This window comes from Streptomyces sp. NPDC020884 (assembly GCF_044333935.1).
GTDB lineage: Bacteria > Actinomycetota > Actinomycetes > Streptomycetales > Streptomycetaceae > Streptomyces.
In genome coordinates this window covers 245,553-259,890 of record NZ_JBIRRY010000002.1, presented here as the reverse complement: position 1 = coordinate 259,890, position 14,338 = coordinate 245,553, and the positions used below count along the sequence as shown (strand labels likewise).

Annotated in this window: 11 protein-coding genes; 5 read left to right on the top strand and 6 right to left on the bottom strand. The window is 73.7% G+C overall.

Annotated elements, in window-relative coordinates; translation table 11 throughout:
* Positions 1–73: 73 nt before the first annotated feature.
* The gene (locus ACH4UK_RS08005) at positions 74–250 is read left to right on the top strand and encodes a hypothetical protein (protein WP_398355152.1); all 177 of its coding nucleotides are present in this window, start codon (positions 74–76) and stop codon (positions 248–250) included.
* Positions 251–252: 2 nt separating this feature from the next.
* Positions 253–3,495: an AAA family ATPase gene (locus ACH4UK_RS08000; protein ID WP_398355150.1), complete on the top strand. Its 3,243-nt coding sequence runs from the start codon at positions 253–255 to the stop codon at positions 3,493–3,495.
* Between the two features lie 55 nt (positions 3,496–3,550).
* Here ACH4UK_RS08000 and ACH4UK_RS07995 read toward each other — a convergent pair whose 3' ends face one another.
* The 3 genes from ACH4UK_RS07995 to ACH4UK_RS07985 form a co-directional block, all read right to left on the bottom strand.
* Positions 3,551–3,901 (bottom strand): DUF6191 domain-containing protein, encoded by a 351-nt coding sequence (locus ACH4UK_RS07995; RefSeq protein ID WP_398355149.1) that lies wholly within the window; start codon positions 3,899–3,901, stop codon positions 3,551–3,553.
* Between the two features lie 38 nt (positions 3,902–3,939).
* Entirely contained in the window at positions 3,940–5,151 is a 1,212-nt protein-coding gene (locus ACH4UK_RS07990) for a PQQ-dependent sugar dehydrogenase (RefSeq protein ID WP_398355148.1), read from the bottom strand.
* 102 nt (positions 5,152–5,253) lie between these two features.
* Positions 5,254–6,210: an aldo/keto reductase gene (locus tag ACH4UK_RS07985; RefSeq protein WP_398355704.1), complete on the bottom strand. Its 957-nt coding sequence runs from the start codon at positions 6,208–6,210 to the stop codon at positions 5,254–5,256.
* Between the two features lie 175 nt (positions 6,211–6,385).
* On the opposite strand from ACH4UK_RS07985, the gene ACH4UK_RS07980 reads away from it, so the two are divergent.
* The gene (locus tag ACH4UK_RS07980; RefSeq protein WP_398355147.1) at positions 6,386–7,477 is read left to right on the top strand and encodes a PucR family transcriptional regulator; all 1,092 of its coding nucleotides are present in this window, start codon (positions 6,386–6,388) and stop codon (positions 7,475–7,477) included.
* Between the two features lie 55 nt (positions 7,478–7,532).
* Here ACH4UK_RS07980 and ACH4UK_RS07975 read toward each other — a convergent pair whose 3' ends face one another.
* The 3 genes from ACH4UK_RS07975 to ACH4UK_RS07965 form a co-directional block, all read right to left on the bottom strand.
* A complete protein-coding gene (locus tag ACH4UK_RS07975; protein ID WP_398355146.1) occupies positions 7,533–8,933 on the bottom strand; it encodes a carboxylesterase/lipase family protein in 1,401 nt (466 codons plus the stop codon).
* Positions 8,934–9,047: 114 nt separating this feature from the next.
* On the bottom strand, positions 9,048–9,932 hold the full coding sequence (locus ACH4UK_RS07970; protein ID WP_398355145.1) for an alpha/beta hydrolase family protein: 885 nt from the start codon (positions 9,930–9,932) through the stop codon (positions 9,048–9,050).
* Between the two features lie 138 nt (positions 9,933–10,070).
* Complete coding sequence (locus tag ACH4UK_RS07965) at positions 10,071–11,579, bottom strand: long-chain fatty acid--CoA ligase (RefSeq protein ID WP_398355144.1); 1,509 nt, start codon at positions 11,577–11,579, stop codon at positions 10,071–10,073.
* Positions 11,580–11,719: 140 nt separating this feature from the next.
* Here ACH4UK_RS07965 and ACH4UK_RS07960 point away from each other — a divergent pair, with 140 nt between their 5' ends.
* Positions 11,720–12,949 carry a PucR family transcriptional regulator gene (locus tag ACH4UK_RS07960; RefSeq protein ID WP_398355143.1) on the top strand — a complete coding sequence of 410 codons (1,230 nt, stop codon included), beginning with the start codon at positions 11,720–11,722 and terminating at the stop codon, positions 12,947–12,949.
* Positions 12,950–13,029: 80 nt separating this feature from the next.
* Positions 13,030–13,977, top strand: a complete 948-nt coding sequence (locus ACH4UK_RS07955) for a 2-hydroxyacid dehydrogenase (protein ID WP_398355142.1) — start codon at positions 13,030–13,032, stop codon at positions 13,975–13,977.
* The last annotated feature ends 361 nt before the right edge of the window (positions 13,978–14,338 follow it).

The window sequence follows — 14,338 nt, the reverse complement described above, 5'->3', positions numbered from 1 at the left end:
GAACACAGGGCCCCGGCCGACCGGCCGGGCACTCCTCCGGTCCGCTGCCACGACCAGGAACCAGGGGCACCCCATGTACGAGTACGAGCTCTACCGCTCCACCTCCGCCGAACTGATCCGCCGGGCCGACGCCGAGCGCGAGATCGGCCGGGCCCGCCTCGCCCGCCGGGCCGCCCGCCGTACCGGACGCCGCGATCCCGAAGGGAAGGTGGTGCAGGGCGAGCGGACCCGCTTCGCCCCAGCCGCCTGACGATGTCCCGGCCCGGGACGACCACCGCGCCGGACCCCGGTCCCGCCGGCACCCCCTCCGGACGGGGCGCGGCGGGGCCGGACCGCGACCGGAGCATGATCACCGTCCGCGAAAAGAGTGCCGCCGCCTCGTACGCGTATGCGATGCTCTGCGGCGTGGAGACCAGGTCAGTCAGCCCCGTGTTCGTCGGGCGCGCCGAGGAGCTCGCCTCGCTCACCGAGGCGCTCGCGCGGGCCGCGTCCGGCGACCCCCAGGCGCTGCTGATCGGCGGCGAGGCGGGCGTCGGCAAGACCCGGCTGGTCGAGCAGTTCGTCACGGCGGCCGAGCGGCGCGACGCCGTGGTGGCCGTCGGGGCCTGCGTCGAGATCGGGGCCGACGGGCTGCCGTTCGCCCCCTTCCCCACCGCCCTGCGCGCCCTGCGCCGGGCCCTGCCCGAGGAGATGGCCGCCGCCTGCGCCGGCCAGGAGGGCGAGCTGGCCCGGCTCCTGCCCGAACTGGGCGAGGCCCACCGGGACGCGACCGACGAGCACAGCACCGCCCGCCTCTTCGAACTCACCGCACGCCTGCTGGAGCGGATCTCCGCCGACCGGGCGGTCGTCCTCGTCCTGGAGGACCTGCACTGGGCGGACGCCTCCACCCGCCATCTGCTCGCCTATCTCTTCCGCACCCTGAGCAGCGGCCGCCTCATGGTCGTCGGCACCTACCGCGCCGACGACATCCACCGCCGCCACCCGCTGCGCCCGCTCCTCGCCGAGCTGGACCGGCTGCGTACCGTCACCCGCGTCGAACTCGCCCGGTTCAGCCACGACGAGGTCGGCCGTCAGCTCGCCGGCATCCTCGCCGAGACCCCCGAGGCCGCACTCGTCGACGAGATCTTCGACCGCTCCGACGGCAACGCCTTCTTCGTCGAGGAGCTCGCCCGCTCCCTGGAGTGCTGCGGCGACAGCTCCGGGCTGACCGAATCGCTCCGCGACCTCCTGCTGGTCCGCGTCGAGGCGCTTCCCGAACACGCCCAGCGGGTCGCCAGGATCGTCGCCGAGGGCGGCTCCTTCGTCGAACACGAACTGCTGGCCGCCGTCGCCGGCCTCGGCGAGGACGAGCTCGACGAGGCCCTGCGCGCGGCCGTCGGCGCCAACCTGCTGCAACCCGCGCCCGACAACGACGGCTACCGCTTCCGGCACTCCCTGGTCCGCGAGGCCGTCAGCGACGACCTGCTGCCCGGCGAGCGCACCCGCGTCAACCGCCGGTACGCCGAAGCCCTGGAGGCCGATCCCTCCCTCGTCCGGGACGACGAACGCGCCACCCGCCTCGCCAGCTACTGGTACGCCGCCCACGACGCCCCCAAGGCCCTGCCCGCCGTGCTCCGGGCCGCCGTCGAGGCCCGCCGCCGCTACGCCTACTCCGAGCAACTGAGGCTGCTGGAGCGGGCGATGGAGCTCTGGGACGACGTGCCCGACGCGGTGCGCGCCACCCTGCGCCCCTTCGACTACGCGGAGGTCTACCCGGCCTCCGCCCGCGACCCGGAGAACACGCCGCTGCGCTACCTGGACGTGATGGCCGAGGCCACCGTCGCCGCCCACTTCGGCGGCGACCGCAAACGCGCGCTGGCCATCTCCAAGAAGGCCATGCGCGTCCTGGCCGCCGAGACCGACCCGCTGCGCGAGGCCTGGTTCCTGGTGCAGCGCAGCCGGCTGGTGCAGGGGCTCGACAAGGGGGACGGCTGGGAGGAGCTGGCCACCGCGCAGGAGCTGGTGCGCGGGCTGCCGCCGTCCCCCGTGCAGGCCGACGTCCTGACCAATGTGGCCAGTTGGCGGGCGCTGCACCAGCCGGGCCCGCAGGCGCTCGCCGACAGCGACCGCGCGGTGGAGTACGCCCGGCTCGTCGGCGACGAGTACATCGAGCTGCACGCCCGCCTCACCCGGGGCTGGCTCACCGCGGACGCGGGCGGCGTCGAGGACGGCCTCGCCGAGATGTACGCCGTCCGGGACCGCGCCGAGCAGCTCCACCTGATGAACCTCCTCGGCCGGGTCAGCGTCAACCTGCCCTCCTCGCTCGAGGCGATGGGCCGCTCGCTGGAGGCCGTCGCCGCCGCCGACCACGGCATCGAGATCTGCCACAGCCACGGCCTGGCCGACTCCGGGGCCTGGGTGTACGCCAACCAGGCCCAGTCCCTGTTCTCCCTCGGGCACTGGTCCCAGAGCGAGGTCGCCGCCGCGTCCTCCGCCCGCCTGGCGCTGGGCCCCAAGTCCAAAGGCCTCGCCGCCCTCCGGCGTACCGAACTGGCCGTCGCCCGCGGGGACCTCGCCGAGGGGGCGGAGCTGCTCGCCCTGGTCCGCAAGCACTTCGGGCAGCGCGATCCGCAGCACCAGCACCTCATCGACCCCGTCCGGCACGGCATGGTGCTGGCCGCCTCCCAGGGCAGGCTCGTCGAGGCACGGGCCGCGTTCGAGGAGCTGGCCCGGCCCGGCTTCCCGCCCGGCACCCAGCGCTACGCCCTGCCGCTGCTCCAGACCGCCGCCATGATCGAGGCGGACGCCCGCGGGCTGCCCGCCGCCGAACCGGACCGTCCGGAGCTGCTGGCCCTGATCCGCCGGTGCGTGAAGAACCTCCCGATGCTCGTGCCCGTATGGGTGGCCCACGGCGTCTTCATCGAGGCGGAGCTGGCCCGCGCGGAGGGCACGGACACCCCCGGACACTGGGCCCGCGCCGCCGAGGCCTTCGGCCCGCTGTGCCGCCCCTACCAACTGGCCCAGATCCACCGCCGCTGGGCCGAATCGCTGCTCATCGCCCCCGGCGACCGGTCCACCGCCACGGCCCTGCTGCACCGCTCCCTCGCGGCCGCCCGCCGGCTCGGCGCACGCCCGCTCGCCGAGGCGGTCGAACAGCTGGCGGCCAGGGCCCGCATCCCCCTGGACGGCTCCGGCGCGGCGCCCGGCCACGACGCCGCGATCCACCCGGCCGTCCTGACCACCGCCCCCGCCGGCGGCGGCCCGGGAGGCCACCCCGACGAGGAGCAGGACCCGGCCATCGCCGCCGTGGCGTCCTTCGGGCTGACCCCGCGCGAGCAGGACGTGCACCGGCTGGTCGCGGCCGGGCACACCAACCGCAGGATCGCCGAGGAGCTGTTCATCTCGCCGAAGACCGCGAGCGTGCACGTCTCCAACATCCTGGCCAAGCTCGGCGTCTCCAGCCGGGGCGAAGCGGCCGCCCTCGCCCACCGGCTCCGGCTCTACCCGGCCGCGTAAGGCCCTCTCCCGGGCGACGGACCGCGCCGCCGGCCCTCGGGGCCCCGGGCGGCCATCACACCCCCGGCTCCTCCTCGGCCCGCCGCTCCGGCCCGCTCACCGGCTTCCCGGGCCGGGGCCGGTCGAGCACGGCGTCCTGCTCGGGCGCGACCGGCCGCATCCGCCCGTGCCGGGGCTCCGGAGCGCCATCGGCGGCCGGAGCGGCGGCCGGGGTCCGGGCACGGTCGGGAAGCGGACCACCGTCCGGGCCCGGGGCACGGACGGTCACCTTCCCGGAGGTCAGGTCTATCGGCCCCCGGTCCGGATCGCCGATGCCGAGATCCACCCGGCTCAGCTCCAGCCGCTTCTGCTCGTCGGAGACGTGTTTGCGTCCCGGCGCGAAGAGCTCCTCGAAGAAATTGAACACCGGCCGTGCTCCCTCCGACATGCCGCGCGGGCGGCCGGCTAGCGCACTTCCACCTGGAGGATCCTGTCGTCCCCGGGCTTCTGCGCGCCCCGTCCGTCCGTGTTGCTGGTGACCAGCCACAGGCGGTCGCTCCCCGCACTCACCACGGTGCGCAGGCGGCCGTGCTTCTCCTCCAGGAACGCCTGGGGGTCCGCAGAAGGTTCCTCGGCCTTCTCGCCCGACAGCGGGATCCGCCACAGCCGCTCGCCGCGCAGCCCGGCCATCCAGATCGAGCCCTCCGCGTACGCGATCCCGCTGGGGGAGGCCTCCGAGGTCTTCCACTGCGCCACCGGGTCGATGAACCCGTCCTCGCCCTCCTGGCCCTCGACCTCGGGCCAGCCGTAGTTCCCGCCGGGCTCGATCAGATTCAGCTCGTCCCAGGTGTTCTGGCCGAACTCGGCCGCCCACAGCCGCTTCTCCGCGTCCCAGGCGAGCCCCTGCACATTGCGGTGCCCGGACGAATACACCACCGAGTCCGCCTCCGGATTGCCGTGTACCGGCTCCCCGTCGGGGGTCATCCGCAGGATCTTGCCCGCCAGCGACTCCTTGTCCTGGGCCAGCCCGGTGTCCCCGGTCTCACCCGTGCCCGCGTACAGCATCCTGTCCGGACCGAAGGCGATCCGGCCGCCGTTGTGGATGCTGCCCTTGGGGATGCCGCGCAGGATGGTGTCCGGAGCGCCGAGCTGCTGACCCACCGGGCGCTTCTCGTCGTAACTCATGCGGACGATCCGGTTGTCGGACGTGGTGGTGAAGTAGGCGTACACCAACTGGTCCGCGCCGAACGTGGCGGAGACGGCGAGCCCGAGCAGTCCGCCCTCGCCCGCCGGGGACACCCCGGGCACCGACCCCAGCAGGGTCTGCTTCCCGCTCTCGCCGTCGATGCGGTGGACCGTGCCCTCGTCGCGCGAGGAGACCAGCAGATCACCGCCCGGCAGCGCGACCAGCCCCCAGGGCGACTTCAGGTCCTCGGTCAGGGTCGAGACGACCTTCGCCGACCCCTTGGCCGGCGGCAGGTCGGCCGACCTGCTCGGGGAGGCCGGGGGAGCGGAACCCCCCGAGGCCGTCGGGGAACCGGCGGGCTGCCCGGACGAACCCCCGTCCCCATCGGCGGAACACGCGGCGGACAGGAACAGCGCGGCCGAAGCCAGCGCGGCCACCACCCCCCTGCGCATCGCGGGGGACTGCACAGGTCCGAACAGAGCACCACGCACGGAACCGATCCTTTCGACGGTTGCCTGACTACCTGTTCCTACACCGCGGCCGGCCCAGGAGTTCCCGATGCGCCCATTCTCCCGCCGCCCGGACGGCGGCGCTCAGTCCCACGACTCGCGGGCGGCGGGCAGCCCGTCGATCTCCGCCAGGTCCCGGTCGTCCAGGACCACCCGCGCCGCCCCGGCGTTCTCCACCGCCCAGCGCTCCCGCTTCGCCCCCGGCACCGGCACCACATGCGGGCCCTGACGCAGCACCCAGGCCAGCGCCACCTGGGCCACGGTCGCCCCACGGCGCTCCGCGATCCGCCGCAGACCGGCCACCACCGGCTGGTTCGCCGCCATCACCTCCGCCGTGAACCGCGGGTGCCTGGCCCGCAGATCCTCCGGTTCGAAGCCCTGGCCCGGCTTGAGCGTCCCGGTCAGATAGCCGCTGCCCAGCGGCATCGCCGCCAGCAGCCCGACCCCGCGCGCCGCGCACCACGGCAGCAGCTCCGCCAGCGCCCCGCGCGACCACACCGACAGCTCCGCCTCGACGGCGCTGACCGGGAAGACCTGCTGGATCCGCTCCAGCTGCCGGATCGTTCCCTCATGCTGACCCTCGCCGGAGCGGCGCGGGGCCCGCGCCCCCACCGCGCACAGCCCGAGCGAGCGCACCTTGCCCGCGGTGACCAGCTCCGCCAGCGCCCCCCAGGTCTCCTCCACCGGCACCTCGGGGTCGGCCCGGTGCAACTGGTACAGGTCGATCACATCGGTCTGGAGCCGCCGCAGCGAGGCGTCGCAGGCCCGTCGGACGTACCCCGGCCGGCCGTTGGCGACGATGTGCTGATCGCCCACCAGCAGCCCGCACTTGGTGGAGATGAACGCCTCCTGGCGGCGGCCCTTCAGCGCCCGCCCCACCAGCAGCTCATTGGTGAACGGGCCGTACATGTCCGCCGTGTCCAGCAGCCGGACGCCCGCGTCCAGCGCCGCGTGCACCGTCCGCACCGAGCGGTCGCCGAGCTGCTGCGACGCGCTGTAACCCCAGCTCATCGGCATGCAGCCGAGCCCGACCGTACCCACGGCGAGCCCCGCCGCCCCGATAGTCCTGCGCTCCAACTCCCCGAACCCTTTCCTGGACGAGCCATTCCGCCTTCCCGGCCGCCGACACAGGCCCCTGCCGGGTGAGTTCGGTGAGTGATTGACGGAAGCGTTTGGGCGATGTGACGATACGCCGATGCCTGGCCTACACGCACGGATGGCTGCTCGCAGAGGTGATTTCACCGCCGCCGTGGTCGCTCGATGTGCCGCGGAGGTCCCCTTCTACGGGGAGTTGCCGCGTCGGACGCTCGACGGCGAGGTGACGCGGTCGATCACGGCCGTGCACGATCTGCTGCTGCGGGCCCTGCGCCAGGACGGCGTGATGGGCCCCGGTGACCTGACCCGGCTCATCGAGTGGTCGGGGCGGCGGGCCGAGGAGCGGGTGCCCCTGGAGGCGGTGATCGCCGCCTATCTCGTGGGCGCGGAGGTGTGGTGGCAGGTACTGGCCGAGACGGCGGAACCCGAGGAGCTGACCGGGGCCGGAGCCAAGCTGCTGGCCTGCCTGCACGCGGCGATGCCCGCCGTCGTGCTCGCCCACCGCACGGCCCAGGAGGACATCCACAGCGAGGACAAGCGGGTCCGGCGGGCGCTGCTGACCGCGCTGCTGGCCGGTCGGCCGTACGAGGAACTGGCGGAGGCTGCGGGGGTCACGGTGGCCGGCGGACACGAGGTGGTCGCCCTGGCCTTCGAGGCCAATCCGCCGGCCCGGCTGGTGCAGTCGTCGCTGGAGGCCCACGCGGGCGTCCCGGTGCTGATGGATCACGTCGCCGGGATCGCCCTGCTGCCGGGCGGTTGTGACCCCTCCGGCCTGCCGGAGGCGCTCGGGAAGGACATCGGGCAGCGCGTGTTCGCGGCCGCGGCCCCGGCCGCCGGACCGGCCGCGGTTCCCGCGGCGGCCGAGGAGGCGGGGCGCATCCGCGACCTCGTCCAGCGGCTGGGCCGCCCGCCCGGCCTGTACCGGCTCGACGACGTGCTCCTGGAGTACCAGCTCGCGCGTCCGGGCGACGCACTTCAGCGGCTGGCGGCCAAGCTCGACCCGCTGGAGGAACATCCGTACCTGCTGGAGACCCTGCGGGTGTTCGTCGGCCACGGACACCACCGCAGCCGCAGCGCCGCGGAGCTGTGCGTCCACCGCAACACGCTGGACTACAGGCTGCACCGGGTGAGCACGCTGACCGGGCTGGACCCGGCCGTCCCCGCCGAGGCGCGGCTCCTGCACGCGGCGCTCGTCGCCCGGGACCTCATCTGACGGCGACCCCGGTCACGGGACCCGACCGCAGGCCCCGCAGCGGGCCGGGACGCCACTACAACCAGGCCGCCAGCTCCTCCTGGCGCGGCGCGAGGACCGTGGACGTGCCGGGATGGTCGAAGACCCTGACCGGCCGGCGGGCGTCCCAGGCGCTCCAGCCCGGGTCGCCGGATGCGGCGAAGTCGACCCAGGCCCGGTGCATGGCATCGGCCAGCGGCTGAGGGGCGTCGGGCCCGGTCAGGGCCTCGCCGTGCCGGAGGTTGTCGAAGACGAAGCCGATCTCCAGCGCGTGACAGGCGCCCAGCTCCAGCACCGGGGAGGACCAGGCGAACTCGTAGAGGAACGTCCGGGCGGGCCGGGAGTCGGCGAGCCGGTTGAGCGGCCCGCGCAGCAGCAGATCGGTGGCCATCTCACCGAGGATCACCCCGGGTTTCGCGCCCGGCCGGCCCGCCCGGTAGAGCCGTGCCACCCGACCGGGGATCCCGAACTTCAGCAGCGCCAGCCGCAGGGTGAGCCCGCTGACCCGGTCCAGCGCTCCGCTCGGCACGAACCACAGCCGGTACTCCTCCCGGTTGCAGCCCAGCAGCAGGTCGGCCGTGGGCAGCGGAGGATCGGCCGGCACCACGTCGTCGTCGACCACGATGTGGAAGCCCGGCCCGCCGCTGACCGGATCGGCCCGGCCGGTCAACGCGTCCTGGGCGTCCAGCAGCCGTTCGCGGTCCACGGCGGCGAACCCCGCGGCCGTGGCGGGCACCCGCAGCGCCTTCGCCATCGCTCTCACCGTCTTCGCGCCCCGGCCGCGCGTCACGGTCTGCGGCGGGCCGCTCTGCAGGATCGCCCGGTGGAACAGACCGGCCGCGCGAGGGCTGGTCAGCAGGGCGGCGATGCTGACGGCTCCGGCGGACTCGCCGCACAACGTGACGCACCCGGGATCCCCGCCGAATTCCGCGATGTTGTCCCTCACCCAGGTCAGGGCGGCGATCTGGTCCAGCAGCCCCCGGTTGTCCGGTGCGTCGGGGAAGACGCCGAATCCCTCGACCCCGAGCCGGTAGTTGACCGAGACGAGGACCACACCGTCGCGCGCGAAAGCCCGGCCGTCGTACAGGGGCAGGGCGGCGGAGCCGTTGCGCAGCGACCCTCCGTGGATCCACACCATCACCGGCAGCGGTCCGCCGGGGGCCCGGGGAGCCCAGACGTTGAGGTTGAGGCACTCCTCCCCCGGGATGTCCACGTCGGGGATCAACCGGTCGAGGGGCGGCCGGTAGCGGCGTTGCGGAGCGGTGGGCCCGAACTCCAGCGCGTCGCGTATCCCCTCCCAGGGCTCGACGGGCGCGGGGGCGCGGAACCGGTGGACCCCGAAGGGCGCGGCGGCGTACGGGATCCCCAGGTAGGAGGCGATTCCCTGGTCGACCCGGCCTCGTACGCTGCCGCGGTCTGTCGTGGCGATGATGTCCATGTCGGTCCTTTGACGAGAAGGGCCGCCTCCCCGGTCGCGGGGGCGACCGGGAAGGCGGCGGTGAGGGGGATCGGGACGCCGCCCGCCACGGCGACGGCGATCAGGCGGGGCGGGTTACGCAGGATCGGCCGGGACGCTCAGGGCCAGGCTGTTGCGGCGGACGTCGGACCAGGTCGCGGTGTCGGTGCAGATGCCGCAGTCGGGGCCGAAGAACTGGGCGCGGGCCGCCTGGTCGCCCATGAGATGGGCGCGGAACCAGGCGGTGGTCGGTGCGGCGAACGGGCCGGGGTCGCCGACGACGGTGAAGTGGTCGGCCCCGCGCACCTCGCCGTAGAGGGCCGGAATGTGGTCGGCGGCGTTGTAGAAGGCCTTGACCAGGGCGGGGAAGACGATGCTGTCCTGCTGGCCGGCCAGCAGCAGCGCGGGCACGCGCACCGCGTTGATGTTGGCCAGCGGACCCGGCTGGATCGGCAGGATGGCGTCGATGCGGGGGTCCGCGCCGACGACGATGGCAGCCGCGCCGCCCTGCGAGTGCCCCGATGCGCCGATGTGCTCCAGGTCGACGTGGCCGGAGAAGATGCTGCCCGGGTCGGCGTTCCTGCTGGTGAGCATGTCGATGCCCGCCCGCATGGAGATGCCGAGGTTGGACTGCGGGGTGTTGGCGGCGGCGACGATGAAGCCCTGACTGGCCCAGTGCAGCAGCAGATCCCGGTAGACGAGGGGGACGCCGCCGGTGCCGTTCCCCCACACGATCACCGGGTGGCGGCGGTCGCTGTCGGCGATGTCGCGCGGGTAGTACAGGGTGGTGATCGCCCCGACCTCCACGGCGGTGGCGTACGGGCCGGGCGCCCCGAAGTCACTGGCGGCCGCAGCCGCGGGTGCGGCCGCGGCGACCACGGTCGTGTCCGTGGACGCCGCCGCCGTGCCCGCGCCGGCCGACGCGGTCAGGACCGATGCGAGCAGGGCCAACGGGACGAGCAGATTCCTTCTCCACAACACGGCGACTCCTGACGTCAAGGTGAACCGAGTGATGCGTCCGGACCACATCGGTGCTTGACCGCACATCCTGGGCGAGTAATCGGCCCTCGTCCCTGCGCAATCGCGGCAATCACCGACGCCGGAGTTTGTGCAACCTCCCTAGAGGCTCCGGGCCTCGGCGGCGAGTTCGCGCTTGAGGATCTTGCCGGTGGACGTCAGCGGCAGACTGTCGCGGAACTCCACGCTGCGCGGGTACTTGTAGGCGGCCATCCGCTCACGGCACCAGGCGATCAGTTCGTCCTCGACCGGTTCCGTGCCGGGCACGGGGACGACGAACGCCTTGACGTCCTCCCCGTGCGTGGCGTGGGGCACCCCTACCACCGCGACCGTGCCCACGGCCGGATGCGTGATCAGGACCTCCTCGATCTCGCGCGGGTAGACGTTGAAGCCGCCGCGGATGATCAGGTCCTTGACCCGGTCCACGACGTAGTAGTAGCCGTCCTCGTCGCGACGGGCGATGTCACCGGTGCGGAACCAGCCGTCGCGTACCACCGCGTCCGTGTCGTGGGGCCGCCGGTAGTAGCCCTTCATGACGTTGTGGCCGCGGATCGCGATCTCGCCCTGCCCGTCGCCCGGGACCGTCCGCCAGGAGTCGTCGACGAGCTTCATCCGCACGCCCCAGACCTGCCGGCCGATGGACCCGGGCCTCGGCGGCGAACCGGCCGGGTTGAAGCAGGCGACGGGCGAGGTCTCCGACAGGCCGTACCCCTCCTGCACCCCCACGCCGAAGACCCTGCCGAACCGCTCGAACACCTCGACGGGCAGGGCGGCTCCGCCGGAGACGGCCGTACGCAACCGGTCGGGCGGGGGCCGTTCGCCGAGTTCGCTCAGCAGCGCCCCGTACATCGTCGGCACCCCCGCGAAGAACGTCACCCCTTCCCGCCGCATCAGCCGGAGCGCCTCCCCGGCGTCGAAGCGGGGCTGCAGGACGAGGGTGGCGCCCCGGAGCAGGCCCATGTTCATCACCGCGCTCTGGCCGAAGGCGTGGAACAGCGGCAGGGCGGCCAGCATCACCTCGTCCTCCACCCGGGTGAACAGCCGGTCGGTGATCAACGCGTTCATCACCATGTTGCGGTGGGTGAGTTCGGCCCCCTTGGGCCGGCCCGTCGTGCCGCTGGTGTAGAGGATCACGGCGGTGTCCTCCGCCGCCGTGGCCGCCGCCTCGACCGGCGCCGCAGGGACCGAACCGTCGCCTTCGCTCCCGGGCAGCGGAAGGAAGTGCTCGCAGTCGGGCGCCCGGTCGAAGCCCGCCCGCCCCACCCGGGCCAGCGGCAGTCCGGGGGTGTCCCCGAAGCAGAGGAAGGCCTTCGCACGGGAGTCCGCGAGGTGGTAGGCGACCTCCTGCGGGCGCAGCAGGATGTTCAGCGGCACCACGACCGCTCCGGTGCGGAGGATGCCGAAGTAGGCGGCCGGGTAGTCCGGTACGTTCGGGCAGCTCAGCGCCACCTTGTCGCCGCGGCCGATGCCGAGGCGCCGCAGCCGGTCGGCGACGGCCTCCGCTCGCGCCTGCAGTCGGGCGTAGGTGGTGCGGGCGTCACCGAGGACCAGGGCGGTACGGTCCGGGTGCTCCTGGGCGGTGTGCTCCAGCAGGGACGACAGGTTCAGCATCAGCTCTCCTCAGCGGCTCGTGAGGAAAATGCTGCGGCACAACACGGACCGTACGGAGTGGGCGGACGACCTCGGATACGGCCACCGCCCTGTGCGCCCGCACAGGGGCGGCCGGCGGGATGAACCGTATGCTGACGCGCATGTCGGAGCAGCACGCCGATGGCGGCCTGATCGTCCCCCCACTGCTGGCGGTGTGCGCGGCGGAACTGCTGGAGCGGCTCGATGCCCTGGCGGACGACCTGTTCCGTGCGATCACCACGGAGATCGCGCCGTACGCGCGGTTGAGCGCCGAGATCCTGGCCGACGTCCGCGACTTCAACGAACGCAATCTGCGCGAGCAGTTGACCTGCATGGCGCACCACCGGCCGGTGCGCACCGACATCACCCGGCAGAGCGTGCGCCGGCGGGCCACGCAGGGTGTCCCGCTCGACGCCGTCCTGCACGCCTTCCTCATCGGCTACCGCCTGGTGGCCGACGCCCTCATCGACCGCGCCAAGCACCGGCCCGGCACGACGATGGACGACATCGCCCAGGCCTCCATGGCGGTCTGGTCCCTGCTGGACGCGGCGTCCCGGACGGTGAACGACGTCTACCGGGACACCCTGGTCGGGCTGGCCCGCGCCGACGAACTGCACCGGCTGCTGCTCCTCGACGCGCTCCTGACCGGGAAGACGGCCGACTGGGCGATGCTCGGCGGCACCGCCGCCTCCCTCGGCCTGCCCGAGCAGGGACCGTACGTGTGCGTCGTCGCCGATCACCGGGACGTCACCGCGATGGAACAGGCCATGCTGCGGGGCGGGTTGCGCTCCGCCTGGCGCCCGCGCCCCGACGGCCTCGCGGGCATCATCGCGCTGCCCGACCCCTCTCCCGTCCCCGGCCGGGCACCCGCTGGGGCACCCGCCGGGGCACTCGCCACGGTCCTGGACGCGGTCGGCACGGCGGTCACCGGGCGTGCGGGACTCAGCCCCGCCTACACCCGGCTGCGGGAGAGCGCCGACGCCCTGGGCCTGGCGACGCTGGCCAGGGCCTCGCTGCCCGCGGGCACGCGCAGGGCGGTCACGCTCGACCATGATCCGGCCGCTGCCCTGGTCGCCGCCGGGCCCGACCTGGCGCTGCGGATGGCCCTCACCGTGCTCGACCCGGTCCTGGCCGCACCCGACCGCAAGGACCTGATGGAGACGCTCACCGCCTGGCTGGACTCGGAGACCGGATCCACCACCGAGATCGCCGAGATCCTCTACTGCCACCGCAACACCGTCCGCAACCGCCTCGACCGGGTCTCCCGCCTCACCGGACGCTCCCTGCTCCGGCCCGCGGACGTCGCCGCCCTGTACGCCGGGGTGCGGGCCCTCGGGCTGCGACCGGGCTGACGGCCCGTCGCGCGAAGGGCCCCCGGCGGAGGTCCGGCAGCCCTGGAGCGCTCACCCGTCCGTCGCATAGCCTCCTGACCATGACTGCGACGACTGCCGACGTGTGGCTGCCCTACCCGGCCGAGGAGATCGACGGGCTGCCCGAGGGCCTCGACTACCTCTTCTGGAACGGCGAACCGGACTACCCCGGGGATCCGGCCCACTGCGCCTACTACGTCGTTCCCTACATGAAGGGTCCCGCCGTAGCGGTGCGCCCGCTCGCCGCGATGAACGCCGTCCAGGTGGTGCAGACGCTCTCCGCCGGCATCGACCACGTGGAGCCGGGGCTGCGCCTGCTGCCCGCGGGGGTCCGGCTCTGCAACGCCAAGGGGGTGCACGAGGCGTCCACCGCCGAGTTGACGCTCACGCTGATCCTCGCCTCCCTGCGCGGTGTTCCCGGGTTCGTCCACGGCCAGGACAAGGAGGAGTGGCGTTCCGGCTTCTACCCGGCGCTCGCCGACAAGTCCGTCCTCATCGTGGGCTACGGATCCATCGGCTCGGCCATCGAGGACCGGCTCGTCCCGTTCGAGTGCGCGCGGGTGGCGCGCGTCGCGCGCTCCGCACGGACCACCGCGCGCGGTCCCGTACACACGCTCGACGAGCTGCCCGCCCTGCTGCCCGAGGCCGACGTCGTGATCCTCTCCACCCCGCTGAACGCGTCCACCCAGGGGCTGGTGGGCGCCGACTTCCTCGCCGCGATGCCCGACGGCGCCCTCCTCGTCAACGTCGCGCGCGGTGGAGTCGTCGACACCAAGGCCCTGTTGTCCGAGCTCGAGTCCGGACGGCTGCGGGCCGCGCTCGATGTGACCGACCCCGAACCCCTGCCCCAGGGCCACCCTCTCTGGCATGCTCCGAATGTCTTGATCACGCCTCATGTGGGCGGCAGCACCTCGGCGTTCGAACCGCGCGCGAAGCGGCTGCTGGCCGCACAGCTCACCCGGTTCGCCGCCGGAGAGCCGGTGCACAACGTGGTCACCACCACCGGCTGACCCGCCGCGGCGGCCACGCTACGGGGCGGTCCGGATGCACGCAGTGCCGCTCACCTCGCCTTTCGTCACGGAGCGTAGAGAATCTATGGCCCTGAGTGACGGATCTGGTGTATCGTCCGATCCGGGGGGCTGCGCCGTGGAAGGGACGGCGCGGGGGGAGCACCGGAACGCGAGGGGGCGACGGGCGATGTGCTGGCCATGGAGAGACGATCCGACGCGTACGGGCGGACGGTTGCGGCCGCCCGCGCGGACGGAGCCCCGCCCCCGGCGATGGCCGGATTCCTGCCCCGCACCGGCGTCGCCGGCGAGGCCGGTGCCGGAGCGGGCCGAGCGGTGCCGGAGAGGCCCGCAGCAGTCCCCG